26 protein-coding genes, 2 pseudogenes and 1 riboswitch are annotated in these 24,107 nt (G+C 57.8%); of the genes and pseudogenes, 15 read left to right on the forward strand and 13 right to left on the reverse strand.

Annotated features, from left to right (window positions below; translation table 11 throughout):
* Positions 1 to 44: 44 nt before the first annotated feature.
* Both ISN39_RS27595 and ISN39_RS27600 read left to right on the forward strand, forming a co-directional pair.
* Complete coding sequence (locus tag ISN39_RS27595) at positions 45 to 1,025, forward strand: ATP-grasp domain-containing protein (RefSeq protein WP_074071775.1); 981 nt, start codon at positions 45 to 47, stop codon at positions 1,023 to 1,025.
* Positions 1,018 to 1,743 (forward strand): HAD family hydrolase, encoded by a 726-nt coding sequence (locus tag ISN39_RS27600; protein ID WP_074071774.1) that lies wholly within the window; start codon positions 1,018 to 1,020, stop codon positions 1,741 to 1,743. Before ISN39_RS27595 ends, ISN39_RS27600 begins: the two co-directional genes overlap by 8 nt.
* Here the strand turns inward: ISN39_RS27600 and ISN39_RS27605 are convergent, their stop codons facing one another.
* A complete protein-coding gene (locus ISN39_RS27605) occupies positions 1,744 to 3,012 on the reverse strand; it encodes an O-antigen ligase family protein (RefSeq protein WP_194731244.1) in 1,269 nt (422 codons plus the stop codon).
* Between the two features lie 192 nt (positions 3,013 to 3,204).
* On the opposite strand from ISN39_RS27605, the gene ISN39_RS27610 reads away from it, so the two are divergent.
* The 4 genes and pseudogenes from ISN39_RS27610 (at position 3,205) to thiD (ending at position 5,901) form a co-directional block, all read left to right on the forward strand.
* Complete coding sequence (locus ISN39_RS27610) at positions 3,205 to 3,795, forward strand: FkbM family methyltransferase (RefSeq protein ID WP_281438326.1); 591 nt, start codon at positions 3,205 to 3,207, stop codon at positions 3,793 to 3,795.
* Positions 3,796 to 4,139: 344 nt separating this feature from the next.
* A riboswitch (TPP riboswitch) is annotated at positions 4,140 to 4,236 on the forward strand.
* Between the two features lie 47 nt (positions 4,237 to 4,283).
* Positions 4,284 to 4,379 (forward strand): annotated as a pseudogene (locus ISN39_RS36850) (hydroxyethylthiazole kinase); the annotation flags it as partial.
* A gap of 89 nt (positions 4,380 to 4,468) precedes the next feature.
* Positions 4,469 to 5,104, forward strand: coding sequence for a thiamine phosphate synthase (thiE, locus tag ISN39_RS27620; protein WP_194731246.1), 636 nt, complete (start codon positions 4,469 to 4,471; stop codon positions 5,102 to 5,104).
* Entirely contained in the window at positions 5,101 to 5,901 is an 801-nt protein-coding gene (gene thiD, locus ISN39_RS27625; protein WP_194731247.1) for a bifunctional hydroxymethylpyrimidine kinase/phosphomethylpyrimidine kinase, read from the forward strand. The genes thiE and thiD overlap by 4 nt, the downstream gene beginning before the upstream one ends.
* Positions 5,902 to 5,914: 13 nt before the next feature.
* Here thiD and ISN39_RS27630 read toward each other — a convergent pair whose 3' ends face one another.
* The 3 genes from ISN39_RS27630 to ISN39_RS27640 form a co-directional block, all read right to left on the reverse strand.
* Positions 5,915 to 6,763 carry a carbohydrate ABC transporter permease gene (locus tag ISN39_RS27630; RefSeq protein ID WP_194731248.1) on the reverse strand — a complete coding sequence of 283 codons (849 nt, stop codon included), beginning with the start codon at positions 6,761 to 6,763 and terminating at the stop codon, positions 5,915 to 5,917.
* Positions 6,756 to 7,694, reverse strand: a complete 939-nt coding sequence (locus tag ISN39_RS27635) for a sugar ABC transporter permease (RefSeq protein ID WP_194731249.1) — start codon at positions 7,692 to 7,694, stop codon at positions 6,756 to 6,758. The genes ISN39_RS27630 and ISN39_RS27635 overlap by 8 nt, the downstream gene beginning before the upstream one ends.
* 77 nt (positions 7,695 to 7,771) lie before the next feature.
* The gene (locus ISN39_RS27640) at positions 7,772 to 9,079 is read right to left on the reverse strand and encodes an extracellular solute-binding protein (RefSeq protein ID WP_194731250.1); all 1,308 of its coding nucleotides are present in this window, start codon (positions 9,077 to 9,079) and stop codon (positions 7,772 to 7,774) included.
* Between the two features lie 209 nt (positions 9,080 to 9,288).
* Here ISN39_RS27640 and ISN39_RS27645 point away from each other — a divergent pair, with 209 nt between their 5' ends.
* The 5 genes from ISN39_RS27645 (at position 9,289) to ISN39_RS27665 (ending at position 13,472) form a co-directional block, all read left to right on the forward strand.
* A complete protein-coding gene (locus ISN39_RS27645; protein ID WP_194731251.1) occupies positions 9,289 to 10,488 on the forward strand; it encodes an ROK family transcriptional regulator in 1,200 nt (399 codons plus the stop codon).
* Positions 10,489 to 10,522: 34 nt separating this feature from the next.
* Positions 10,523 to 11,623: a Gfo/Idh/MocA family oxidoreductase gene (locus ISN39_RS27650; RefSeq protein ID WP_194731252.1), complete on the forward strand. Its 1,101-nt coding sequence runs from the start codon at positions 10,523 to 10,525 to the stop codon at positions 11,621 to 11,623.
* A gap of 18 nt (positions 11,624 to 11,641) precedes the next feature.
* The gene (locus tag ISN39_RS27655) at positions 11,642 to 12,283 is read left to right on the forward strand and encodes a ThuA domain-containing protein (RefSeq protein ID WP_074071764.1); all 642 of its coding nucleotides are present in this window, start codon (positions 11,642 to 11,644) and stop codon (positions 12,281 to 12,283) included.
* Between the two features lie 112 nt (positions 12,284 to 12,395).
* The gene (locus ISN39_RS27660; RefSeq protein WP_194731253.1) at positions 12,396 to 12,692 is read left to right on the forward strand and encodes a hypothetical protein; all 297 of its coding nucleotides are present in this window, start codon (positions 12,396 to 12,398) and stop codon (positions 12,690 to 12,692) included.
* A gap of 99 nt (positions 12,693 to 12,791) precedes the next feature.
* On the forward strand, positions 12,792 to 13,472 hold the full coding sequence (locus ISN39_RS27665; protein WP_074071763.1) for a hypothetical protein: 681 nt from the start codon (positions 12,792 to 12,794) through the stop codon (positions 13,470 to 13,472).
* Here the strand turns inward: ISN39_RS27665 and ISN39_RS27670 are convergent.
* The 5 genes and pseudogenes from ISN39_RS27670 to ISN39_RS27690 all read right to left on the reverse strand — a co-directional run bounded on the left by ISN39_RS27670 (position 13,469) and on the right by ISN39_RS27690 (position 19,153).
* On the reverse strand, positions 13,469 to 14,263 hold the full coding sequence (locus ISN39_RS27670) for an aldolase/citrate lyase family protein (protein ID WP_194731254.1): 795 nt from the start codon (positions 14,261 to 14,263) through the stop codon (positions 13,469 to 13,471). The genes ISN39_RS27665 and ISN39_RS27670 overlap by 4 nt on opposite strands.
* A pseudogene (locus ISN39_RS27675) lies at positions 14,260 to 14,903 on the reverse strand (sugar phosphate isomerase/epimerase); the annotation flags it as partial. The gene ISN39_RS27670 and the pseudogene ISN39_RS27675, both read right to left, overlap by 4 nt.
* A gap of 143 nt (positions 14,904 to 15,046) precedes the next feature.
* Positions 15,047 to 15,850 carry an FkbM family methyltransferase gene (locus tag ISN39_RS27680; RefSeq protein WP_194731255.1) on the reverse strand — a complete coding sequence of 268 codons (804 nt, stop codon included), beginning with the start codon at positions 15,848 to 15,850 and terminating at the stop codon, positions 15,047 to 15,049.
* Between the two features lie 548 nt (positions 15,851 to 16,398).
* Positions 16,399 to 17,358, reverse strand: a complete 960-nt coding sequence (locus ISN39_RS27685; protein WP_194731256.1) for a class I SAM-dependent methyltransferase — start codon at positions 17,356 to 17,358, stop codon at positions 16,399 to 16,401.
* 424 nt (positions 17,359 to 17,782) lie between these two features.
* Entirely contained in the window at positions 17,783 to 19,153 is a 1,371-nt protein-coding gene (locus tag ISN39_RS27690; RefSeq protein ID WP_194731257.1) for an amidase, read from the reverse strand.
* Between the two features lie 227 nt (positions 19,154 to 19,380).
* Between ISN39_RS27690 and ISN39_RS27695 the strand changes: the two genes are divergently transcribed.
* Positions 19,381 to 19,695, forward strand: coding sequence for a hypothetical protein (locus ISN39_RS27695; RefSeq protein ID WP_246763452.1), 315 nt, complete (start codon positions 19,381 to 19,383; stop codon positions 19,693 to 19,695).
* Positions 19,696 to 19,767: 72 nt separating this feature from the next.
* Positions 19,768 to 20,205: a DUF1810 domain-containing protein gene (locus ISN39_RS27700; RefSeq protein WP_194731950.1), complete on the forward strand. Its 438-nt coding sequence runs from the start codon at positions 19,768 to 19,770 to the stop codon at positions 20,203 to 20,205.
* Here the strand turns inward: ISN39_RS27700 and ISN39_RS27705 are convergent.
* Positions 20,202 to 20,390 carry a hypothetical protein gene (locus ISN39_RS27705; RefSeq protein WP_074071755.1) on the reverse strand — a complete coding sequence of 63 codons (189 nt, stop codon included), beginning with the start codon at positions 20,388 to 20,390 and terminating at the stop codon, positions 20,202 to 20,204. The genes ISN39_RS27700 and ISN39_RS27705 overlap by 4 nt on opposite strands.
* 82 nt (positions 20,391 to 20,472) lie before the next feature.
* The gene (locus ISN39_RS27710) at positions 20,473 to 21,096 is read right to left on the reverse strand and encodes a TetR/AcrR family transcriptional regulator (RefSeq protein WP_074071754.1); all 624 of its coding nucleotides are present in this window, start codon (positions 21,094 to 21,096) and stop codon (positions 20,473 to 20,475) included.
* A 128-nt stretch (positions 21,097 to 21,224) separates the two neighbouring features.
* Here ISN39_RS27710 and ISN39_RS27715 point away from each other — a divergent pair, with 128 nt between their 5' ends.
* Positions 21,225 to 21,443, forward strand: a complete 219-nt coding sequence (locus ISN39_RS27715) for a hypothetical protein (protein ID WP_194731258.1) — start codon at positions 21,225 to 21,227, stop codon at positions 21,441 to 21,443.
* 145 nt (positions 21,444 to 21,588) lie between these two features.
* On the forward strand, positions 21,589 to 21,828 hold the full coding sequence (locus ISN39_RS27720) for a type II toxin-antitoxin system prevent-host-death family antitoxin (protein ID WP_194731951.1): 240 nt from the start codon (positions 21,589 to 21,591) through the stop codon (positions 21,826 to 21,828).
* Between the two features lie 107 nt (positions 21,829 to 21,935).
* Here the strand turns inward: ISN39_RS27720 and ISN39_RS27725 are convergent, their stop codons facing one another.
* Positions 21,936 to 22,214, reverse strand: coding sequence for a hypothetical protein (locus tag ISN39_RS27725; protein WP_194731259.1), 279 nt, complete (start codon positions 22,212 to 22,214; stop codon positions 21,936 to 21,938).
* A 24-nt stretch (positions 22,215 to 22,238) separates the two neighbouring features.
* Complete coding sequence (locus ISN39_RS27730; RefSeq protein WP_194731260.1) at positions 22,239 to 24,077, reverse strand: ABC transporter ATP-binding protein; 1,839 nt, start codon at positions 24,075 to 24,077, stop codon at positions 22,239 to 22,241.
* Positions 24,078 to 24,107: the final 30 nt, after the last annotated feature.

The following is a 24,107-nucleotide window of genomic DNA, read 5'->3' on the forward strand; positions in this document are numbered from 1 at the left end:
TCTGGAAAAGCCGTCGCAACTTCGGACGCCTAAAGGGATACGGGATGACGTCAGCAGCGATCAAGATCCTAGTTTCATCCGCCGGTCGACGGGTCGCTCTCATCGACTGCTTTCGCAGGGCGGCGAAAGAGTTAGGCATATCCTTGACGGTGGTCGCATGTGATCTCGATCCAGGAATGAGCCCTGCCTGCCGATCCGCCGATGCGAGCTATGCTGTTCCAGCCTGTGACGATCCGGGCTTCGTTTCAGCACTGCAAGGAATTGCATCGCGTGAAAAAATCGATCTGATCGTTCCAACGATCGATCCCGAACTCCCGGCTCTCGCAGAGGCGATGGACGATTTTGCGGCTCTTGGCTGTCGCGTTCATGTCAGCCAACCGGCGGTGGTCGACATCGTTCGCGACAAGCTTGAAACGATGACTGTGCTTGCGGCCGCGGGAGTCCCCGTCCCGCGCACCATCGCACTTGAGGAGTTCGCCTCGACCAGCGAATGGTCTTGGCCGGTCTTTGTCAAGCCGCGGTCTGGAAGCGCCAGCCGCGCGATTAGCGTCGCCGGTTCGAGAGATGAGCTGCCCGCCAAGGTCAGCGAACCGATGATTGTGCAAGAAAATCTGACCGGCGCGGAATACACGGTCAACGGCTTCGTCGACGTGCGCGGTAGACTACAGACAGCCATTACACATCGTCGCGTTCGTGTCAGGGCCGGCGAGGTCGAAAAAGGCATCACCGAGCGCCAGCCGCGACATTCCCGCATCGCGCATGATATCGTCGCTGCACTGCCGGGCCTCAGGGGTGCATTCTGCTTTCAGATTATGGACGACGGCGCTGCCGGCCCCAAAGTGATCGAGATCAACGCACGGTTCGGAGGAGGCTATCCTCTGGCTGATCATGCGGGCGCGCATTTCGCAAAATGGCTGCTCGAGGAAGTCTCAGGCTTACCTGCAAGCTGTCATGACAACTGGCATTCGGGCGTGTTGATGCTGCGCTACGACGAAGCGATCTTCGTGGATGGTGAAGATGAGTGAACCACAAGGTGGTGTTCTAGTCTTCGATCTGGATGACACACTCTATCTCGAAAGCGACTTTGCCAAAAGTGGATTCGAGGCCGCGTCTGCGTGGCTGGATCGAGAAATGGGTGTTGCGAATTTCGCTGATCATTGCCACGCAATCTTCGCAACCGGCCGACGCTCACGCGTGTTCGATGAAGCGCTCGCCGCTGCAGGCATGGCCGGCGACCGGACGTTGACTGCAAAGCTAATTGAAGTTTACCGGCAACATCATCCGCGCATAGCGTTGGCCCCTGATGCGTTGGAATATCTTTGCAATCCTGCCAGGAAGGCGCGCCTGGCCCTCATAACCGACGGCTACGCAGCAACACAAATGGCAAAGGTCAAGGCGCTGGGTCTTGAGGAGATTCTAGACCACATCATTTATACAGATGTCTGGGGCCCCAAGTTCTGGAAACCGCATCCGCGGGCGTTCGAGGCTATCCAAGAATGGTCAGGCGTGCCGTGCGCGGAGCTGGTTTACGTAGCTGACAATCCCGCCAAGGATTTTATCGCTCCGCGGCGTCTGGGATGGAGGACGATCCAGATTGCCCGGATCGGCCGCATCCACATGGCATACGCCACCGAGCCTGACCATAGACCCGATGCGGTGATAACTAGTCTTTTTGATCTCGACGCGTGCCTCGCGACGCTTCGCGCTGCGCCACAATTTACAATCACGACCAATCCTAAGTGACTACGCTTGCGATCGTTTCACAAAGGCCTGCCCTAGAACGGCAGGAATGAGCAGCGGAACCGGCCAAAAACGTCCATACATATGAGTCATTGCGTTGCCCATAGCCAAAAACGCCGCAACTGTCGCAAAGATACAGATGGCGAACGGAAGGCCGTTCTTGATGCGACTAGCCGCAAGCGCCGGACCCAAGAGGCTGATCACCATGACGGCAAAGCCAAGGGCCGCGATGAAGCCCCCCTCCGTCCAAAGAAGTAAGTAAATATTGTGCACGGGCTTCTGTACGGCGCTGCTTACTCTGTACTGATCCGCTCCAATCCCGAGCAAAAGCGTGGAGCCCGTTTGACCGGCCGCCTCCTGTATGAGCTCAAAGCGACGACCAAACGTTCCCGCCTGGCTGATGTCTCCTGTATCGACAGCGGTAAGGACGCGTTTTTGGAAAACGTCCGGCAGATAGTCGCGCAACGGTGTAATCGCGACAAGTGGAATGCAGAGGCAGAGAGCGGCGGCAGGCACAACCGTTCTCCATGTAAGATTGAACAAGAGAAAGATTGCAATGCCGATCCCACAGCCAATAAGCCCGGTATTCGAGCCAGTCAGAAGAAGACCGTAGGTCATGACTACAAACGCGCAAAGCGCGAGAAACCTGTTTAATTTTCTTAAGGAAACGAGCAGAAGCAGGACCTGAATTGCGAGCGCAATAACGGCGGCGCACGCATTTTCTCTTTCCATCAATCCGTTAAAGCGTCCGCTCCCGGTGACGAACTGCGTATTTGTCTCTCCAATAACATGAATGAGAAAGATACCGTGTATACAAATTATAAATATCGAAGAGACATAAATCTTTGCCGCCGCTAAGAGCTCGTCATAGCTCCTTCCCCCAAACAAAAGCAGCACAATAAAATACGCGTAGAAATACTGCAGGACGACCACGAGTCCGCGTTCCGGCCCAGGGCTTACGATGCTGCTTGCAGTCAACCCCAAAAGCAGCAAGGCAAGCCCAAAACACCAGGCGGCCGTGCTCAGCTTGCCAATGACATTGACGACAATATTCGCGTTCGCAACAGCGAGAGAAAAGCAAAGAAGAAAAGACAGATCTGCAAGCGTGAAATAAATATAGTCACTTCTAAAATAATTCATCGAGCATAGAAATATAGCAGCAAAAAATGCATATAACTCCAAAGATTGCGAAAATGTCGCGACCGCAGGTTGCCCATGCCCCCTTGCACGTTCATCGATTTTATCAGCCGATGTAACGTCATTTAAGCTCATCGCCAAACGCCTCCGTCGGTTTAAGGTATTCTAAAACGCAAAAAAGTGAAGTAACTTCCGAGCTTGGAGAGCTTGTCCTTCAAACATCTTCGATCGGAGACCGTACGATGCCGCTGCAAAGTCTGGCGAGATACCGCCCCTGCGGCGAGTTGCACTCCATGTCCTCGCACTTGGGGAACGCGTGATATTATCGTGCGCCATCACTGGTGGCGCGATGCGCCCATAAGATTAAACCTTTATAAACATCGGGGATATTGGTTCAAAGGGAAGCACCGCGAGACGCATATCATGAAGACGCTCGCCGAGCTTGCAAAGCCCGGAGATACCGTTGTCGAGCTCGGCGGCCATATCGGCTATCTTTCGGTTCATTTAGCAAAGATCGTTGGCGATGACGGTACTGTTATCGTTTTCGAACCTGGGCCCAACAATTTGCCGTATCTTCGAACCAATACAGAGAGCTTTGCGAACATTAAAATCGTTGAAGCCGCGTGTGGAGATCTCGATGGCCCCGTGGAATTTTGGATAGAAGGCGTGTCGGGACAGAACAATTCATTGGACAAAAACTATAAAAATTTTGAACAAAACCGAGAAAATGCGTTCAGCGATGCGCTGATGGAATCCGTCACGGTCGAGATGATGCAGCTTGACACGTTCTTGGAAGAGACGGGCCTTCGTCCGGCGCTGCTGAAGATAGATGTGAAGGGTGCCGAACACCGTGTGCTTCTCGGTAGTTCGCACTGTCTAGCGAATATAAGACCACGTGGAAGTTACCGAGAATTTTGACGATGTAGCCAGAATATTTAACGAAAACGATTACGCAATATATGATCGCAGTCGCCCCGAGTGGGTGTGCATTCCGGCCGAACGCGCCGGAGCGTCCCAACAAATATCGGAGCATTGAGCGTCCGGGCTCGTTTTTGTCATCGCGTCATCGAAGCTTGCAACTCCGCCGCTTGCCGAAAAAGGAGCCGCCATAGTTCGACAAAGGAGCGGCATGAAAACGTCTTTATTCCCGCCTTTCTCGCATCAGGCTCTCAAAGGGCAGATGTTGGTAGCGGGATCTGACTTCATACAGCCATGCTTTTTTTAGGGGTGACAGACAGAGATTTGTCTGCAATGAAGACCGCGATGAGAGACAGGGGCGTCCGTTGCAAGACGGGCTGAGAAGTACCCTTCGAACCTGAACCGGATAATGCTGGCGGAGGGAGTCGCTCGGAGCCTTGCTTATTCAGTCCGGCTCCCCGCGCCTTTGCCCCGCCAGAAAGGGGCAAATGCCGATACGAAGTTCACCCGGACAACTCTTCGCTGCCATGCGCGCGACGCCGCCGCTCGTGCATTGCATCACCAACTACGTCGCGATGAATATCGGGCCCGGTTCCCTTTCATGGCGCCTCCTTGACGCGCTTGCGCAGCTCGATGGAACCGCACTCGATGCTGCGGCAAGAGTAACATCGAGATGAAGCGTTTCGATCTTTCCCTTTATCCTGTCCTCGACCCGGATCTGTGCGCCGGTATCGGCATGGTCAAGACGGCGCTCGCCGCGGCTTCCGGCGGAGCAACGATCATACAGCTGCGCGATAAACAGGCAGGCACGGCAGGCCGGGTCAAGACCGGTCGAGCGTTGAAAGCCGCGCTTGCCGAAACCGGCGCCCTTCTGATCGTCAACGACGACGCCGAGGCTCCAATTGCGATCGAGGCGGATGGGTTGCATGTCGGGCAAAATGACATGGCCGCCCGCGACGCGCGCAAACAGATCGGATCATCGATGATCCTTGGACTTTCGGTGGCAACCGAGGAACTGGCCGCGGCCGTCGACCCGGCAATCGTCGACTATGCCGGTATCGGTCCTGTCTTTGCCACATCGACAAAACCGGATCACAAGCCTCCAATCGGCATCGATGGCGTGGCAAGGCGCGCGAGGGCCTGCCGCGTACCAGGGGTCGCGATCGGCGGCCCCAAGGCGACCCATGCAGAATATGTGCTTGCGGCAGGGGCAAAGGGGCTCGCGGTCGTATCTGCTATCTGTGGCACGCCGGATCCGCGGCAGGCTGCCGCGAGCATTACTGACGCAATCCGAAAGGCACGCGCATGATATGCAACGTTCTTTCCATTGCCGGCTCCGACCCTTCGGGCGGCGCGGGCGTCCAGGCCGATTTGAAAACATGTTCGGCGCGCGGCACCTATGGCATGGCCGTTTTGACGGCCTTGACGGCTCAGAATACCCAGGGCGTTTCCAGCGTGCATGCAGTTCCCGCTGACTTCGTCGCCGAGCAGATCGCCATGGTCTTCGCCGATATCCGCGTCGATGCGGTGAAGATCGGCATGATCGCCAATGCACCGATTGCCGAAGCTGTCGCCAACGCCCTTTTGCCGCACCGCGGCATACCGATCGTGCTCGATCCGGTGATGATTGCCAAAGGAGGTGCTGCCCTCCTTGATGTTGAAGCCATCGACTTTCTCAAGACCCGGCTTTTGCCGCTCGCAACGCTTCTTACCCCCAATCTGCCAGAAGCCGCCGCTCTGCTCAGAGAGCCGGTCGCAGGGACCCGAGATGCAATGGAGCGGCAAGCGGAAAAGCTGCGTGCGCTTGGTCCCTCTGCCGTTCTCGTAAAGGGCGGCCATCTTGGCGGGATGCAAAGCCCTGACGTCCTGGTAAGCGAAAGCGGGATTACCTGGTTTGAAGCGCCACGCGTTCCGACGAAGAACACGCACGGCACCGGCTGCACACTTTCGAGCGCGCTTGCAGCAGAACTCGCAAAGGGCGGATCGCTCGAGGCCGCGGTCGCTACAGCCAAAGATTACCTGGCTGCCGCCGTTGCCAAAGCCGGCACGCTCAGCGTCGGTTCGGGCCACGGTCCGGTTCAGCATTTTCATCAGCTCTGGGCATGATGCACAGGGCTGCTTAGGTCTTCACGGCGCCAGCGGTCAGACCGGCGATGATATGCTTTTGGGCGACGAAGAACACGATCACCGTCGGCAGGATGGTAAGCGTGATGAAGGCGAGCACCAGCTGCCATTCGGTGCCATACTCGCCACGATAGACCATGATGCCGAGCGGCCACGGATATTTCGATTCCGAATTCAGCATGATCAGCGGCAGGATATAACTGTTCCAGCTGCCAACGAAGGAGATGATGCTGACGGTTGCAACGATCGGCCGCGCAAGCGGTAGCGAGATGTACCAGAAGAAGCGCAGATAGCCGCAACCGTCGACAAAGGCCGCTTGGAACAATTCTTCCGGGAGGTTTCGGAAATAATTCCTGAAAAGCAGGATGCTCATGCCGAGGCCGAATGCGACCTGCGGCAGCACCACGCCCCAATAGGTATCGAGAAGACCCAGATCGCGGATGCGGATGAAGAGCGGCAGGATCGCCGTTGCTGCCGGAAACATCAGGCCGAGCAGGAAATAGTTCAGCAGGAACGACGAGCCGAAGAAACGGACATGCGCAAAGGTGAAGGCGGCCATCGACGAGACGATCAGCGTGAGAGAGACCGTGAGCGCTGCAATGACCAGCGAATTGAAGATCTGCAGCCAGTATCGCTCCCCGAAGAGGATATCGGTATAATTTGACCATTGCCACTCTGCAGGGAGCCCAAAGGGATTGGTGCGCAGGTCGCCCAACGTCTTGAAACCGCCGAGCGCCGTCGTCAGCAACGGGATGAGAACCAGCGCCGCAATCAGCGTCAGCGACACGTAGAGATAAAGCCGCGTCTGCAGCGGCATGCGAATGGTGGAGCTCGTGTCAATCATTGCGCATGAAAATCCTCTTGTAGCCGAAGGCGAGTGTCATGCAGATGATGAAGAGGACGACACCGACGGCGCTGCCGAGACCAACCTGCATGCGCATGACGCCGTAGGTGTAAAGGAAGGTCACCATCGTCTGCGTCGAATTCGATGGCCCGCCGCCTGTCAGCGGCATGATCATGTCGAAGAGCTGCAGCGAACCGATGACCGCAAAGAAGATGGATAGGCGCAGCGTGGATCCAAGCAGCGGCAGCGTCACATAGCGGAACTTCTGCCAGCCTGTCGCCCCGTCGATCTCAGCTGCTTCGAGCACATTTTTGTCGACCGATTGCAGGCCGGCGATGAAGAGCATCATGTGGAAGCCGAAATACTTCCAGACGATAACGGCAAGCACGGCGTAAATGGCGAGATCCTTGTCGGCGAGCACATAGGGGGTCGCGAGACCGAAGAAGTTCGAGATTGCGGCAAAGAGCCCGTAGTCGCCGTCATAAACGAAGCGCCAGATCAGGCCAGCTGCGACATCGGCAAGAACGTAGGGCAGAAAGAAGATCAAGCGGAAGGCGACGACGCCAGGGATACGGTGGGCCAGCATCGTCGACAGCCAGATCGCCAGCGGAACCTGGATGGCGATGGATATCAGGATAATGAGGCCATTATTGACAAGCGCCTGTGTGAAGGCGGCGTTGCGCAAGAGGACTTGGAAGTTGCGGAGCGCGATGAACTCCGTCGGCATGCCGTAGCCGTTCCACTTATAGAGGCTGTACCAGGCCGCCTCGCCCATCGGCATGATGACGAAGAGCGTAAAAAGCAGCAGAGCCGGCGGCAGAAAGAACAGAAGTACGGCCCAGCGGTCATGCGCAGCCGAACTGCGGTTTCTGGTCGCGCTCCTGGCCGGTCTTGCCGCACCGATCGCTGATGAAATGGAAATATTCGCCATCTGTCTTGCCTTCGCATGCGCCTGGTCCGATCCCGGCACCTGTTGAGAAGGCGCCGGGACAAAGGAAGCGGAGCGGGTTATTGCTCCAGTTCGAAGGCGTCCTGGATCTGCTGGGCGCCATCCTGCGAACTCATCTGGCCGGAGACGATTTCAACGGAGACATCATTGACGACACGGCCAACGGCAGCGCCGAGATCCTGATCGAAATAGTTCTGGTGCCAGGTCGAGGCGGCGAGTTGCCTGGCGGATTGAGCCAGAAGCGAATTGGTCACACCATCATCGGCGCCGACGGCCACCGGTAGAAGCATCGCGGCCTTGGCCATGGATCTTTCGTTTTCTGCATTCGTCAGGAAGGCGAGAAAATCGATTGCTTCCTTGGAAGCCTTCTTGGTTACCGCCCAGCCGTTCAAACCACCCAGCGTATCGGTTACCTTGCCGGCGCCGCCCTCTACGGTCGGGAAGTTAAAGCGGCCGATGTTTTCCGGCGAAAGTCCCTTGCCGTCACCGGCATTCTTGCGCTGATTGGCTTCGGTATTCTCAAAACCGAGGATCATAGCGGCCTTACCATCGCCGAAGACGCCGAGAGTTTGCGGCCAGGTGGCACCCAGATAGCCAGGCTGGAAGGGTTCAATCTTCCCGAGTTCGGCAAGATCCTCACCGGCCTTGATGATCGCCGGATCGAGGAAGCCTTCGCCCTCGCCTTTCTTGGCAGCGTCGAAGACCTTTTCTCCGCCTTCGCGCATGACGAGATAGCTCCAATAGAAGTGGATCGGCCATTTTTCGCCGCCGCCACCTGCGATCGGCACGATGCCGGCGTCCTTGAGCTTTTTCACGGCATCGAGAAAGTTTGCCCAGGTCTTGATGTCCTCGGCCTTCACGCCTGCCTTTGCAAAGAGCTCCTTATTGTAGAAGAAGCTGACGAGACCGACCTTGTATGGCATTGCCCAGACCTTGCCGTCAAAGGTCAGACCACTGACAGAGGCGGCGCTAAAGGCGTTGCGCAGCTTGCCGCCATCTGCATCGAGCGCGGCTGTCACATCCTGAAGCGCGCCGGTCTCAGATTGTTGTTTGAGGACGCCCCCGCCCCAGCTGAAAAAGAAGTCCGGTATATCGTCGGACTGGAGAAGCGTCGGCAGTTTTGCCTTGAAGGCCTCGTTTTCGAGAAACTGCATCTGTATGTCGACATCCGGGTGCTTTTCTTCATAAGCCTTGGCAATCTCCTCCCACTTGGCCACATAAGTCGGATCGAGCTCCAGATGCAGCCACTTTACGACCGTTGTTGCGGAGGCTGCACCGGCTCCGAGAATCACGGAAATGCCTGCGGCAGCGGCCAGAAATGCGATGCGCTTGGCGCGAAGAGCAGCATTCGTGCGAATATACGTCATGGATTTTCCTCCCAGGGGGCCAATGTCCTCACTAATTTTTCCCCTATGCGGAATAATTCAACGCAGCTCTGACTGATGTCAACCCGATGGGCCGATTTTTTGGCAAATCTGCTTGACAGCATCCGCAAACTGCCTGTTATTTAATTTGTATTCCGTCGAAAATAATCGGGGCTGAGCCCTGAAGCAAAGCGATTGCCCGGCTAGTTTTCATGAAGACCGCAGATCCTGAGTTAATGCGCGCGATCAATCGCTTGAACGTGCTGGACACGATCCGCCGCCACGGACCGATCGCACGTGTGGAGATCAGCGAACGCACCGAACTTTCGACCACGACGGTATCGGCAATTACCGCCTCGCTTCTCGATGACGGGCTCATTCTGCCGCGTCACGAAGGCGACATCCGCAACGAGGCGGCCCGCGGCCGTCCCCGTGTGATGCTGGAATTGAACCCGGATGCCGCGCGCGTCGTCGGTGCAAAAATTGCGGCAAGCCGGCTCGTTTTCGTCCTCACCGATTTCCGCGGAGACGTGCTTTCGAAACTCACCCTGCCGATCCGCATCGACCGGCAGCCGATCACAGTCATCGCCGACCTGGTGGAGGATGGCGTCCGCCGCTGCGTCGTGGATGCCGGCTTGTCGCTGGAAGATGTCGATACCGTTTGCCTTGGCCTTCCGGGCGTTATCGAGCATCGCACCGGCCATGTTCGCAGCAGCCCCATCTTTCGGGATACGAATGTCGATTTCGCCTCGGAGATGACTGCGCGGCTTGGGACGTCGACCATCATCGAGAGCGATGCGCATGCAATCACCCTTGCCCATCACTGGTTCGGCAAGGCGCGAGATCTCGAGGATATGGTGTTGATCTCCCTGGAACAGACGCTCGGGCTTGGCGTGCTGCATGGCAATCAACTCTTCCGCGGTGCCGGCGGCCTCAGCCACAATCTCGGCGATCTCGTGCTCGGCACGGGGTCGCAGGGGACGGTGCGGCTGTCGAGCCAGGCTGGCGAAAGTGCAATCCTTGGCGAACAGCAGGCCGACGGGCGTTTTGCCGAAGCAATCCGTCTCGGCCGCGGCATGGCCCACGCTCAGGCGCTGATCAAGGCGGAGGACAATGTCCTCATCGGCGCCGCCGTCCGCGCCGGCGAGGCCGTCGGGCTGACGATTGCCAACATCGTCACGCTCTTTGCCCCGCCGCGTGTGATCCTCGTCGGCTCCAGCCTGGCGCTCGGCGAGCCCTTTCTGAACAGCCTGCGCGATGCCTATGCACTTGCGATCCCGCCATCCTTAAAGGGCGTCACCGAACTCCTCTTCGACGACTCCACAGACGATTTCTGGGCGCAAGGTGCGGCAGCCGTTGCCCTTTACGAACTCTACGAGTCGCCTTGGAACACGACGGGGCCGGCACTCTAAAAACTGTAACTGTAAAATCGATTGGGAGGAAATCATGGAGACAGTCGGCATCGGCATCATCGGATGCGGCAATATTTCGGGCGCATACCTCAAGGCCGTGGCCTCTTTCCCGATCCTCGATATCCGCGGCATCGCCGATCTCAACCGATCCCTGGCGGAGGCAAAAGCCGCCGAATTCAACGTCCCGGCGAAAAACGTCGACGAGATCTTTGCCGATCCAAAGATCGAAGTCGTCGTCAACCTGACGATACCGAAAGCGCATGTGGCAGTCGGCCTGCAGGCACTTGAAGCAGGAAAACACACGTATTCGGAAAAGCCCCTCGGAATTAGTTTCGCGGAAGGGAAAAAGCTCGCTGAAGCCGCGAAAGCGAAAAACCTTCGCATCGGCGCGGCACCCGATACCTTTCTCGGCGGCGGGCATCAGACGGCGCGTGCCCTGATCGACAAGGGCGTGATCGGCCAGCCCGTCGGCGGTACGGCCACTTTCATGTGCCCCGGCCACGAACGATGGCACCCGAACCCGGCCTTCTACTACGAGGTCGGCGGCGGGCCGATGCTCGACATGGGACCTTATTACATCACCGATCTCGTCAATCTCTTCGGACCGGTAGCGCAGGTCGCGGGCTTTGCGATTGCGCCCCGCAAGGAGCGTATCATCACCAGCGAGCCGCACAGCGGCGAGCATATTCCAGTGCACGTGCCAACGCATGTCGTCGGCATCATGGCCTTTGCCAACGGGGCGGTCGTTCAGATTGGCATGAGTTTCGACGTCGCCGGGCACAAGCATGTGCCGCTTGAACTCTATGGCACGGAAGGCACGCTGATCGTTCCCGACCCGAACCATTTCGGCGGCGAGGTCCAGCTTCTGAAAAAGGGCGGAAGCTTCGAACCGCAGGAACTGACAGCGCCTTACGCAGACGGCAACTACCGCTCGCTCGGCGTTGCAGATCTTGCACACGCCATCCGTTCCAATCGCCCGCACCGGGCAAACGGCAGCCTCGCGCTGCACGTTCTCGAAGTCATGGAGGCGTTTCACGCGGCCTCCGAAACCGGCCGCACGGTCACGATTGCCACAGAGACGGAGCGCCCGGCGCCGCTGTCGGATTCCCTTATCAATGGACGGTTGGGCAAGTAATATTCAGGAGGAAAGAACATGCGCGAAGCACTGATCGTCTGGGGCGGCTGGAGCGGCCACGAACCACAGGAATGCGCGGCCATCATCAAGGACATGCTTCAGGAGGACGGCTTCAAGGTCTATGTAGAGCACAGCACCGAAGCCTTCGCCGATCCGTCGGTGCATGATCTGAGCCTCGTCGTGCCAATCGTCACCATGTCGAAGATCGAAAAGGAAGAGATCAAGAATCTCGCTGCTGCGATCGAAAACGGCGTCGGCATCGCCGGCTATCACGGCGGCGCGGGCGACAGCTTCCGCGAGTGCGTCGAATATCAGTTCATCATCGGCGGCCAATGGGTCGCCCATCCGGGCAACATCATCGACTACACGGTAAACATCACGCAGCCGGACGACCCGGTCATGGAAGGGATCAGCGATTTTCCCTATACGTCGGAGCAATATTATATGCATGTCGACCCCTCGAACGAGGTGCTGGCGACGACGACGTTCACAGGTGATCATGCCTACTGGATTGACGGCGCGGTAATGCCGGTCGTCTGGAAGCGAAAATACGGAAAAGGCCGCGTCTTCTATTCCTCGCTCGGCCATCAGTCCAAGGAATTCGGCGTGCCGCAGATGAAGTCTATCTTCCGGCGCGGCGCCAACTGGGCAGCGCGCTAAACCCGCTGGCCTAGAAGGCGAAGCGCTCTCTGCGATGTGATCGGAACGGTCCGGAACAAATGGCCGCCTTTGCCGTTGTTGCCGCGTTGATCAGCTCGAAAGGATTTTGATCATGCGCACGATTTTCGCGGTGACTTCGATTGTCTTTCTCGGCATAGCCTGTCCCGTGTTGGCGCAATCCAATATGGGCACGGATTATACCGGGCGCATTGACGGCACTCCTCCTCTCGGAACCTCGCCGGAAAGCCCAACGAATGGTCTCGTCATTCCGCTTGATCCGGTAGAAACCGGCAGTGTCGATGTCGTCATACCGCGCAACACCGGCCCGACCGATGTCAGGCGCTGCCCGCCGCCGAAACGCGGCGTTGCGGCCAAGACAAGCCGCTACAGCCAGGCGTGCCCGCAATAGGACAACCGCGGGCGCAGCAAGCCGCCACGCCAATTTCTATCTCGCCGGCATGCATTTCGTGTTAGGGGAGACCACGAATTTCCGTGAGGCCTTGCCGCAATGTTACCTTGGATACAGCTCGACTCCACGATCATCCCCGGGGACGGCGGCGAATTGCGCCTGAAGCAGCGTGGCCGCGAATTCTCCATCATGCTCGGCTCGAACGAACTGATGAACAGCCGTCTCAGCGGATCCGAAGAAGCGCTTGCAACGCTTTCCTGGGATCGCATCAAAGGCCACAGACGCCCGAAGGTCCTCATCGGCGGCCTCGGCATGGGCTTCACCTTGCGCGCAGCACTCGCGGTCCTACCCGCGGAAGCCGAAGTGGTTGTCGCTGAACTGGTTCCGACCGTGGTCGCCTGGGCGCGCGGGCCAATGGCGGAGGTTTTTAAGGGATGCCTCGAGGATCCGCGCGTCTTAATCCATCAAGGCGACGTCGGAGAGGTGATCCACTCAGTGAAAGCGAGCTTCGACGCAATCCTGCTCGATGTCGACAATGGGCCGGACGGGCTGACCCGCAAATCCAATGATCGGCTTTATGATTTCAACGGCCTGCGAGCGTCTCGCGAAGCGCTGCGCTCTGGCGGCGTTCTTGCCGTCTGGTCTTCCGGCCCCAATGCGAGCTTCAGCCGCAAGCTGCGCGACAGCGGCTTTTCGGTGGACACGGTCAATACACGCGCCAACGGCAAGCGCGGCGGGGCGCGCCACGTCATTTGGCTTGCTGTCAAATCGTCCGCCTAGTGGCCGGAGGCAACCGTCCGGGCCGCGGCGATCGCACTGGCAGCGCCAGCGCGCAGTTGCGTCGTATCGGCGCTCGCAACAACAAGATCGCAACCGAGCCTCAACAGCTCGCCAGCACGCTTGCCATTGCTGCCGAAGGCGCAGGTGAATTTCTTGTGTGCTCGGCATCGCGCGACAATATGCGCGAGTTCCTTGTCGATCTCGTCGGTGTCGGGCGCGAGCCTTGCACCCTTTGAAAGGGCAATCGACAAATCGGATGGCCCGACGAAGACGCCGTCGATGCCTTCGACACCAAGGATGCCGTCGACGGCATCAAGTGCTGCCCGCGTCTCCACCATCGCAATCGTCAGCCGGTTGGCGGTGCGCAGGTATTCATCTGCCGAGAGCTTCATGTGGTTGAGCGCCAACGTCGGTCCCCAGCTTCGCTCGCCAAGCGGTGGATACTTCGCAAACCGCACAAGCGCTTTCGCATCTGAGACCGAATTGACCATTGGCGCGATAATGCCGGTGCAACCAGCATCGAGCAGCCGTGAGGCCGAAGCGAAATCGCCAACCGGGATGCGCGCGATTGCCGGTTTTCCCGCAGAACGGCATTGCGTAACGGCATTCGATGCTGAAGCCATATCCCACATGCCGTGCTGCATATCGAGCACGACGGAATCGAAATCTTCCTGCGCCAGATGATGGACGACCATCGGTTCGGGTATACCGATCCAGGCGGAAACCAGGCCGGCATGCCCGTCTGTCCTGATCCTGTCCGCGAAACTGTCGATTGCCGGTGTCTCCGTCATGTCGTTCTCCATTCACTGCTCAGGCGAGCGCGTGTTTGCTGATCTTGAAATTCCTCGATGAATGTTTTCTGCAACAAGATTCCGTCCCACTCGTCTGGGAAAAACGGTGAATCGTAAATCAGCGTGAACGGTCCGACGTAACCCGCAGCGCCGCAAGCGTCCAGGCACATGAGGTAGTCAGCAGCATCCAGACCCGAAGCATTGTAATCCGCCTTCGCATGACAAGTTCCGCGCGGCACACGATGTCGGAAAGGTCCGCGTATTTTTCGGGCGCAGTCCAGTTGCCAAGATCGCCATTGAGCCCGACCTTGCCCTCAAGCCCGTCCAGCAGCCAGTTCATCTGCCGAGGCGAAGGCAGAAGGTCGAACCAGTATTCGACAAACGATGCGAACGCCGCTACCCTCCGCCTCGTCTGCCAACCCCGGCTGCTTGCCGGCTATCAAGCGCATGTTCTTCGCCCCGAGCGAAAACCGCCGTTTCGATCCACCCAGCCATCCTTGACCTCGCGGTCGGGCATCGTTTGGATGGCTCGGATCGCCGTCCTCGACCAAGAGCGTCTGAAAGAGCACGCCTGATGGCGCCAGCGCACCGTTGAGATCGGCCAGATAGCGGCTTCGATACTTGGCAAATGGAAGGAGCAGCCTGGTTTGTGGCTTTGAAATTGCTACGCATTGTTGTCTAAACCTAGATAATAATCGGCACTGGTGCCATTGGTAAATTTCGCTGCTTGTCTAAGCGTCTTTGGTCTGTTCCGGGTTTTCGATCTCATAGATCGTCGCATCGTCATGCTTTTCCCGCAGCCCTGAGGGCGTTTACCTTTTCCGTTGGCACACAAATCCACTCCGGGTGACTCCGGTCGTGTATTGCGTAATTGTGCGCCTCAAATATTGAGGCGACGTCGTCAGAGTTCTCGGTAACTTCCACCACCACAACTGGCCTTATATCCGCTAAACAGCGCGCGCTGCCGCGAAGCACAAGGTCTTCGGCGCCCTCCACATCTATCTTAAGAAGCGCCGGACGAAGGCCTTTCTCAGCCAGAAATGTGTCGAGCTGCATCATCTCAACCGTGACAGATTCCATAACGGCGTCGCTGAAAGCATTTTCTCGGTTTACCTGAAAATTTTTATAATTTCTGTCCAATGAATTGTTCTGCCCAGACAGCGGCTCTATCCAAAACTCTACCGGGCCATCGCGATCCCCGCATGCAGCCTCAACGATTTCAATGTTGGAGAAGCGTTCAGTGTTTTCTTGCAGATACGGCAAATTGTTGGAACCGGGCTCAAAAACCACAACGGTCCCGTCATCGCCAACAAGCTTTCCTAAGTGAACTGAAAGATAGCCGATATGGGCGCCGATTTCGACAACCGTATCTCCCGGCTTTGCAAGCTCCGCGAGCTTCTCCATGACGCGCCGCTCGCGCTGCTTTCCTTTAAACCAATAGCCGCGGTGTTTATATGCGTTTAGCCTCAGAGGCACATCGCTCCACCAATGATGACGGATGACAATATCACGCGTTCCCCACGCGCGAAGCACACGCAGCGCTATCCGTCGTAAAGGGCGATATTTTGCGAGCCTACGCAGTCCCATCTGACGGTCCCCTTCATTGAAGTTGCCTTAAGCGAAATGCCCAGAAAATCTAATCTTGTCGAATATAACCTTTCGGCGCGGATTATACCCGGGTTTAGCCTTCTTGAAATGATATAAGCAAATCTCGGCAATCAGCGTAGGCTTCACCCCAACCATGTTCTTTGCCCGCCGTAATAGTCGACGGGTGGGTTCTCACCTTCAGCATGCAAGCCTTGATCGGCGGATAGGGCGCCTTATCCTTTGTCGGGCCGCGAGTGCGGCACTTCGTACGCGGGAGGGAACACCGCGAACTTGCGCGTGTTCGAAAGTCGGATCCTGGGGCAATTTTTAAGCTTCGATGCCTTTGCGGTTCCCCGCGTTAACCGGAAAAAACACAAGCTTAACGTGAGGTCTCCGTAACAGTTGCAATCAGATCGGCAAGTGATCGTCGGACGTAAAAGCGGATATGTGCTATTGAACGCCAAATTTCAAAACTTCACCCCGGAACATTCCCGGCCACCCGGTGGCTCAGATGCGCACAACTAAGGCTGGTTGCTTCCCGCCGAACATCACTGCTTACTGCGCTGAGCGCCTTGATAGTGCTTTACGATATCTGGCGGGGACATTGCGTGTTGCGATTTGCGGCCATAAAAAAAGACGCCGCTTGCGGCATCCTCGGCATAGGGTGCCTGTATAAACCGGTCCAAATACTGCATCCAGAAAAAGGCAAGTTTGGCAGCCTTCCCCGCAGCGACGGAACGAAACAGGCTGCGCACTAGGTAGTCGACTGCCCACATGAACTGGATTCCTGGACCGCCGCTAGCTCCCGAATCTAAGCGTTCGAAGCGACGGAAGAGATAGCGGTGGCCGCTTTCGGTGAATCGCGTGAAATCGAACGCGCCCTCGTGAACCTGTTGCATGAACGGGGTTTCAGCATAAACGAGACCATCTGGCCGCAATACGCGCCATATCTCAGCTACCACTTGCCCGGGTTGAAGAACGTGCTCGAGGACGGCCTGAACGATAACCGCGTCAAAGAAATCATCGGGAAGCGGGATGTGGTGGGCATCCGCGACGAACTGCACGTTTGGCGTTGCATATATATCGAAGCTGTAAACTCTGATCTGAGGATGTGAATAAATCGGCTCCATCCCCTGACCCACGCTACCGCCGCCTACCACCAACAGCTGAATTGGTGCAGTTCGCTTCTCTAAATCGCTAATCATGCGCTTGACGTTATTCTTGGTCCGTACCTTCTGTGGTGAAAGAAGTCCCTTGACGAAAGCTTTTGCCCCATGATGCTCGTGGCGCGTGATAGGACTGTTTGCATTGGCGGCGAACACATCGTCTTCGAGAAGTACGGAATCCGAGAAGTCGATAAGAATAGGCTTACCGGTGATGATCTTGTAGCTTTTCTGATTGTCGATCGAACCTTCTGTCCTCAGAGAACCTTCGTCACATTTCAAAAGTCTCGCCTTGGTGAACGGGCAGCGCAGCGCTGGCAAGCATTCTTCGACAGAAATCAGCATACTCGAACCTCCCTGGATCGAAGACAGATAGCAGCTGGTGAGCTTCTCCCGCGCCTTCGCCCCTGCACCGCCCCTCAGCCGCCTTTAGGAAGTTGAAATATAGCCGCCGCCCACGGCGGCAAGGTGGCAGGATAACGAAATAGCCTATCGTGGGCTGACTCCGCATGGCAGCGTACGGTTATGATCGAGGTCGATAAACCGTCGGGAGAGCCGCGGAAGCCAGTGGGGCAAAGAAGGTTTGGAGGCCTCGCCCGGAATTGACCGACCCCAGCCGCTCTTTCAATGCATCAAGCTCGCGTTGCCACGCCACCACCGACCCAGACCAGCTTGCGACGGACAAGCAATTCCTCCAGCTAGATGCCGAAAGTGAATTACAATCTCCAATAAATGCAACTGTAGTACTAGGCAACAAATCCTTGAAGCTTCAAATGAAATCTCCACGAATAACGGCCTCCGCCGAAAGTGCCGCACTAAGCAGCGCCTCGTCGCGATTGGCCGGTGCCGACAACAGCAAGCCGACTGGCATCCCGGCATCGCCGGCGCCACACGGGATCGACACGCCGCACCAATCGAGAAAATTGCCGAGCGCCGTGTTTCGCAGTGTCTTGGCATTCGTCGCAAAGAAGAGGTCGTCATCCATCTCCAGAGGCGCGATCGGCGGCGCCACATGGGCGACGGACGGGAACGCAAGCAGCCGGTCGCCGATCAGCTGCTTGCATTCGGCGATGAGCCGCTCACGAATCTCAAGGATTGCGATATAGTCCGGCATTCCTGTCTTTTCGCCGAGACGCGTGCGCATGACAACGCGACGATCCATGCCCGCAGCCTCCGGTCCGGCCAGACGCTCGCGATGCAGCGCGAAAGCTTCGGCGGTTACCAGCGCTCCGTAACGGGTCATCGAAGTCAAGATTTGGTCGAAAGCGGGCATCGTCATGCGGCTGATGATGGCCCCGGTCCTCGCCAGCCGTTCCACCGCCGCGTCGAAGGCAGCCGCGACGCCCGGCTCGACGCCGTCGAAGACCACATTTGTGGGAATGGCAATCTCAATGCCCTTCAGCGGACGGGCACACACCTCGGATGAGGTCAGGCCGCGCATCGCAGCATCGATCCACACGGCATCTTTGACTGTTCGGCAGAGTGGACCAAGCGAATCCAAGCTCTTTGCAAGGGGAAAGACGCCATCCATGGAATATCGGCCGCGCGTTCCCTTATAGCCCACGAGGCCGTTGAGTGCGGCCGGGATACGGACTGACCCGCCCGTATCGGTTCCCATCGCGACCGGTACGAGGCCGGCGCCGACAGCCACAGCTGCCCCTGAAGAAGAGCCCCCCGGGATGCGCGGCACGTCAAGGCCGTGGGAGTTATGCGGCGTGCCGTAATGCGGATTGATGCCGAGGCCTGAAAAGGCGAATTCGCTCATATTCGTTCGCCCCACCGCAATCATTCCGGCCCGCTTAAGCGCCATAACGATCGCTGCATCGCTTGCCGCCGGCGCAGTGCTCGCCAACACTTTCGACCCGGCTGTCGTTGCAAGGCCCTCGATGTCGAAGAGATCCTTCCATGCGATCGGGATACCATCGAGCGCGCCTAGTGAGCAGCCCCTACGGATGCGCAGGGAGGACGCTTTGGCCTCGTCAATGGCCCGTTCCTTTAGAAGCACCGTGAAAACCGCCTTGTCGGGATGGCCTTCGATGCACTCCAAGATCGACCGCACGACCTCGACCGGATCAGCAGCGCCGCTCTGAATGAGGACCGACAGTTGCGCGACAGTCATCGCGCCGAATGGCTTGGTCATGGGAGAATCCGTAAAGGCATCGTTCCCCTTGACCTATCGCGGATCGTCGCTGCGGACCAGCCTGTTTACCGTGGTATCCGCGATTGGTCTGATTTTCTGAACACTGAGTTTGCAGATCGGCTCTTCAACTCTGCCCCATGCACGACCACATGCACCCGACACGCGGGCCCCCACCGGGCATCATATTTTGATCCACCCGGTCCCGCTGTGCCGCAGGAGTAATAAAAATGACGCACCACGATATTTTGAACCCGCGCCACAACGATATGGTGGCACATCACCCAACAAACGCACAAGCCACCAGCGAAGGTGAGCGCGATTATGTGGAACACCTCAACGCGCAGAAGCTCTCTCTGGGTGAACGGCTGCTTGTGGTCGGCGCCCTTGTCCTTCTCGGTGTTGCCGGATTGACTGGGCACCTTAATTCTTCGGTATCGCCTGAGGTGACCGGTGCTATTGCTGCGCCTGCGACATTCGCATCATCTCATGGCAGCCTGGATTCTTGCCGGGAATACAGCCCTTTCGCGGAGAAGAGGTGTTGACTTCGGATCGCTACGGCCCACTGCATGGAAGTCTGCTGCCTTCGATGTGTCGCACCAGAAGGAGAAAAAACCATGGCCGGTCACGTCGATTACAATCTCGGGCGCTTTATCGATGCACAGGACGGGATGTATGACCAGGCCCTGCAAGAACTTGGCGCGGGGCGGAAACGTTCGCACTGGATGTGGTTCATCTTCCCGCAGATTGCCGGACTAGGCTCGTCGGCGATGGCCCAGAAATATGCGATCCACTCAGCAGAGGAAGCTGCCGCCTATTTGAGCAACCCCATTTTGGGCGCCCGACTTCTTCGCTGCGTCCAAGCGATCCTCTCGGTCAAAGGATGCACGGCGCGCGAGATTTTCGGGTCCCCGGATGATCTCAAACTTCGCTCTTCACTGACGCTTTTTGCAGCCGTCAGTGATCAAGGTTCGCTGTTTCATGAAGCAATCGATCGGTTCTACGGCGGAAAATTCGACGAGCGGACGATAGAAATCCTCAATGCCGCGACTTAACGGCCGGGCGACTGTTCCAGCGCTGCAATCTCGTCGGAGATTTCATTGAGGCGCTCGCGCAGATCGGATTGCGTGCCATCCTCAACTTCTTCCTCGCCAAAACAATTGCGCGCATCGTGAAGCTCGAGTTTGGATTCCAATTCGGCGCGCTTGGCATACAGACGATGGAGATAGGTGTAGTTCATATCTCTACCACCTCCAATATTGCCTTCCTCATCAAGCTGGACAACGATCTCGAAGATGGAAGGTTCCGATATAGTCCAAGGCTTAGCAGAGCGATGCAATTGCCGCACTGCAGGCTTTTGAGAAGTGGCTGCAGCAACCGTCGCTGCCCATCGCCTGCCGGGTAACGCGGGCGCCTTCCAAAAGGAGTGTCAGAGTGTCAGCAAGAAGTTGAGGCTCCCGAGCCCCGGCGGCGGAACAAAGCTCTTCAAGGCGTTGACGCTGCTCGGCCTTATGGCGCTCGATCACCTCATGGGCAGGGTGTCCCTCACCCTTTAGTTCGATCGCCGCATTGGCAAGATCGCAGCCGGCCGGCTCTCCGTTCAGACACTCAGCCCGCCCCTGAACCCACGCGTCGAGCTGCGCCCGGGGGTTGCCCGGATGCGTCGCCTCGAGATCACGCCAGATCGCTTCGGCCTTTTCGGAGGCGCGACGCAGCGTCTCGCAGACGAGCTCGTCCTTCGAGCCGAAATGCCGGTAGAGCGTCATCTTGTTGGTGAGCGCCGCATCTGCAATCGCATCGACGCCGATGCCGCGGATGCCATGTTCGCGGAAAAGCTCAGAAGCCGTCGAGACGATGCGTTCCCTCGGTGGGATTTTCTCGTTTGTCAGCACGTTTGGGATTTCATGCGAAGTTTCGGATTTTTTTGCGGACGAAGTCCTTGACATAGATGTGACCGATCGGTAACAAATGCATTGTTACTTACCGGTAACACCGCTGATCGTACAAGTCAATGCCGAGAGGGCTGGCGGCGTCAGCGGAACACGGGCGACCGCCCACGAAAGGAGGACGAACCATGAGAAAGACCAGTGACCTCACGATATCCGAAGCCCTTCGCGACCCGCTGATCGCCATGGTGATGCGCGCCGATGGCGTGAAGCTTGACGATTTCAAGCAACTCCTGGAAACGGCAGCCCGCAAACGCGAACCGAATGCCTCCAAGGTGGGTGGCCTCATCAACGCGATCGCCAATCGCGCCGGCGTGAACCCGACGACCGTTTCCTGCTTTTGCTGACTTCCCGGGGACCTTTCCTGCCCCGTGCGAGAGCTGCCGTCTTCCCCCAACGGCGGCTTTCGCTGTATTCGCGCCACCGTGGAGGCGGCCAGTAACTGCGTACGGGCCATTTTCCCGTCATATGACATCCAGATAGTCATAAGGAATTCATGATGACAACTTGGCGAACGTGAAGGCGCATCAGAGTGAATTGGTTCAGCGCGTCGAGGCGGGCGAGACCGTGCAGATGAAACGTCGCAAGCCGGTGGCAGAGATTGTACCAATCCGAAAGCCAAACAAGCCGGCTGACGTAGCGCAATTGAACGCGCTCCGCGCGTCGCAACCGCGGCAGGAGATAAGCGCAGGCGACTTTGTCCACCAAATACGTGATACCGATCGCTACTGATGTTCTATCTCGACACTTCCGTCATCGTTGCTGTCTTGACGATGAGGAAGCCAGCGATCGCGCAAGCGCCGTCTTAGAGCGATGCACAGCCGAGCAGGTACTCCTGATTAGCGTCTTTGACTGAAGTCGCCTCGGCGATCGCGCTCAAAGTTCGCACACGTCAACTGGAAGAAGAACACCGCTCGAGGATTATACAGGCGTTTGATTTCCTGATAGCCGACACTTTCGAAGTTCTGCCGGTAGAGCGTGAGCATTACCGCAATGCAACTGCCTTCATTGGTCGACCGGCAGTCAATCTCCGTTCGGGAGGCGCTCTGCATCTGGCGATCGCCACTCACCGCCACGCCACGGTCCTTTGATCGCGGAATGGCGGAAAGTGGAGACATTTTGGGGATCCGGACAGAGCTGATCTAGCTGATCGCCACCAGATGCCCCGGCGAAACCGTATGATACTCCAGCGGCACGATCTTGCAGTCCACTGCCCGGATCGGACTTTTGATCTCGTCATTGGCCGCCATCCGCTTCTCGCGCCGGCGATCCGGATCGGGCACGGGAACGGCCGCCATCAGCATCTTCGTATAAGGGTGCTGCGGGTTGCCGAAGATGGCAGCGCGCGGGCCGATCTCGACGATCTCACCGAGATACATGACCGCAACACGATGGCTGACGCGTTCAACGACGGCCATGTCATGCGAGATGAACAGGAAGGCGAGGTTGAGGCTCTGCTGCAGGTCCAGCATCAGATTGATGACCTGCGCCTTGATCGAGACGTCGAGGGCCGAGACGCTTTCATCGGCGACGATCACCTTCGGATCGAGCGCCAGCGCCCGGGCAATGCAGATGCGCTGACGCTGACCGCCGGAGAACTCGTGCGGAAAGCGCGACGCCATATCGGCTGAAAGGCCGACCTTTTCCAGAAGGTCGGCGACCTTCTCTTTGGCCTGCTTTGCCGTTCCCATCTTGTGTTCAAGATAAGGCTCGGCGATCGCCGAGCCGACGCGGATGCGCGGATTGAGGCTGGCGAACGGATCCTGAAAGATCATTTGCACGGTTTTGCGCATCGCGCGCATCCCGTTCTTGTCGAGTGCCAGCACGTCCCTGCTATCGGCCTTCACTGACCCGCTCTGCGGTTCGATCAGCCGCATTATGGCGCGGCCGGTCGTCGATTTTCCGCAGCCGGATTCGCCGACCAAAGACAGCGTCTCACCGGCAAAGAGATCGAAGGAAACGTTTTCAACGGCATGCACGCGTCCGGTCAAGCGGCCGAAGAGGCCAGAGTGGATATCAAAACGCTTGGTGAGGTTTCGCACCTCCAAGACCGGCCTTGCTGAAGCAGCAACCGTGTCGCCGACTTCCGCCGGAATGTCGCATTCGCCTGTCGCTGCATTGACGACGGGAAAACGCAGCGGCCTTTCGTGCCCCCGCATTGAGCCCAGCACCGGCACGACGGAAAGCAGCGCGCGGGTGTAGGGGTGGCGGCCGCGATGGAAGATGTCGGCCGTCGCCCCCGTTTCAACCTGCTCGCCGCGATACATCACCACAGTTCTGTCGGCTATTTCGGCAACGACGCCCATGTCGTGGGTGATGAAGAGAACAGAGGTTCCTTCCTCCTCCTGCAGCATCTTGATGAGATCGAGGATTTGCCCCTGGATGGTGACGTCGAGCGCCGTCGTCGGTTCGTCGGCAATCAGCAGCTTCGGTTTGGAGGCAAGCGCCATGGCGATCATCACACGCTGGCGCATGCCGCCGGAAAAACGGTGCGGATATTCATCGAAACGCGAGGCAGCGGAGGAAATGCGGACCTTTTCCAGAAGCCGGATCACTTCGGCTCGCGCTTCGGTCTTCGACATGGCCGAATGGCAAAGCAGCGCTTCGGAAATCTGGTCGCCGATCGTAAAGAGCGGGTTGAGGCTCGTCATCGGCTCCTGAAAGATCATCGAGACGTCATTGCCGCGCACCTGCCGCATGCCACTTTCCGGAAGCGCCAGCAGATTGCGGTCGCCAAGCATGATCTTGCCTTCGATCCGGCTCGTATCCGGCTGCAGTAGCCGCATGATCGACAGCGACGTGACGCTCTTGCCAGAACCCGACTCGCCGACGATTGCAACCGTTTCGCCCGGCGCCACGCGAAAGGAAACATCGCGGACGACAGGCTTCCACTCGCCCTCGACCAGAAACGATGTCGTGAGATTCTCGACGGAGAGAACGGGTTCTGCCTGCTGGATCGTCTGCGCCTGAAAGCCTGCCATGTTCGGTTCCTCTTGGATGCCTGAAAGCCG

It is taken from the genome of Rhizobium sp. 007 (assembly GCF_015353075.1).
Taxonomy (GTDB): domain Bacteria; phylum Pseudomonadota; class Alphaproteobacteria; order Rhizobiales; family Rhizobiaceae; genus Rhizobium.

What these genes read in the sequence shown, in the direction of transcription:
- ISN39_RS27645 (WP_194731251.1), top strand. Translation starts at nt 9,289, where the DNA reads ATGAAGACCGCAGATCCTGAGTTAATGCGCGCGATCAATCGCTTGAAC.
- thiE (WP_194731246.1), top strand. Translation starts at nt 4,469, where the DNA reads ATGAAGCGTTTCGATCTTTCCCTTTATCCTGTCCTCGACCCGGATCTG.
- ISN39_RS27710 (WP_074071754.1), bottom strand. Translation starts at nt 21,096, where the DNA reads ATGTCAAGGACTTCGTCCGCAAAAAAATCCGAAACTTCGCATGAAATC.
- ISN39_RS27630 (WP_194731248.1), bottom strand. Translation starts at nt 6,763, where the DNA reads ATGATTGACACGAGCTCCACCATTCGCATGCCGCTGCAGACGCGGCTT.
- ISN39_RS27600 (WP_074071774.1), top strand. Translation starts at nt 1,018, where the DNA reads ATGAGTGAACCACAAGGTGGTGTTCTAGTCTTCGATCTGGATGACACA.
- ISN39_RS27715 (WP_194731258.1), top strand. Translation starts at nt 21,225, where the DNA reads ATGAGAAAGACCAGTGACCTCACGATATCCGAAGCCCTTCGCGACCCG.
- ISN39_RS27660 (WP_194731253.1), top strand. Translation starts at nt 12,396, where the DNA reads ATGCGCACGATTTTCGCGGTGACTTCGATTGTCTTTCTCGGCATAGCC.
- ISN39_RS27640 (WP_194731250.1), bottom strand. Translation starts at nt 9,079, where the DNA reads ATGACGTATATTCGCACGAATGCTGCTCTTCGCGCCAAGCGCATCGCA.
- ISN39_RS27695 (WP_246763452.1), top strand. Translation starts at nt 19,381, where the DNA reads ATGACGCACCACGATATTTTGAACCCGCGCCACAACGATATGGTGGCA.
- ISN39_RS27595 (WP_074071775.1), top strand. Translation starts at nt 45, where the DNA reads ATGACGTCAGCAGCGATCAAGATCCTAGTTTCATCCGCCGGTCGACGG.
- ISN39_RS27670 (WP_194731254.1), bottom strand. Translation starts at nt 14,263, where the DNA reads ATGACGGAGACACCGGCAATCGACAGTTTCGCGGACAGGATCAGGACA.
- ISN39_RS27635 (WP_194731249.1), bottom strand. Translation starts at nt 7,694, where the DNA reads ATGGCGAATATTTCCATTTCATCAGCGATCGGTGCGGCAAGACCGGCC.
- ISN39_RS27605 (WP_194731244.1), bottom strand. Translation starts at nt 3,012, where the DNA reads ATGAGCTTAAATGACGTTACATCGGCTGATAAAATCGATGAACGTGCA.
- ISN39_RS27685 (WP_194731256.1), bottom strand. Translation starts at nt 17,358, where the DNA reads ATGCTGATTTCTGTCGAAGAATGCTTGCCAGCGCTGCGCTGCCCGTTC.
- ISN39_RS27650 (WP_194731252.1), top strand. Translation starts at nt 10,523, where the DNA reads ATGGAGACAGTCGGCATCGGCATCATCGGATGCGGCAATATTTCGGGC.
- ISN39_RS27680 (WP_194731255.1), bottom strand. Translation starts at nt 15,850, where the DNA reads ATGGGACTGCGTAGGCTCGCAAAATATCGCCCTTTACGACGGATAGCG.
- ISN39_RS27655 (WP_074071764.1), top strand. Translation starts at nt 11,642, where the DNA reads ATGCGCGAAGCACTGATCGTCTGGGGCGGCTGGAGCGGCCACGAACCA.
- ISN39_RS27700 (WP_194731950.1), top strand. Translation starts at nt 19,768, where the DNA reads ATGGCCGGTCACGTCGATTACAATCTCGGGCGCTTTATCGATGCACAG.
- thiD (WP_194731247.1), top strand. Translation starts at nt 5,101, where the DNA reads ATGATATGCAACGTTCTTTCCATTGCCGGCTCCGACCCTTCGGGCGGC.
- ISN39_RS27725 (WP_194731259.1), bottom strand. Translation starts at nt 22,214, where the DNA reads ATGTCTCCACTTTCCGCCATTCCGCGATCAAAGGACCGTGGCGTGGCG.
- ISN39_RS27665 (WP_074071763.1), top strand. Translation starts at nt 12,792, where the DNA reads ATGTTACCTTGGATACAGCTCGACTCCACGATCATCCCCGGGGACGGC.
- ISN39_RS27690 (WP_194731257.1), bottom strand. Translation starts at nt 19,153, where the DNA reads ATGACCAAGCCATTCGGCGCGATGACTGTCGCGCAACTGTCGGTCCTC.
- ISN39_RS27730 (WP_194731260.1), bottom strand. Translation starts at nt 24,077, where the DNA reads ATGGCAGGCTTTCAGGCGCAGACGATCCAGCAGGCAGAACCCGTTCTC.
- ISN39_RS27705 (WP_074071755.1), bottom strand. Translation starts at nt 20,390, where the DNA reads ATGAACTACACCTATCTCCATCGTCTGTATGCCAAGCGCGCCGAATTG.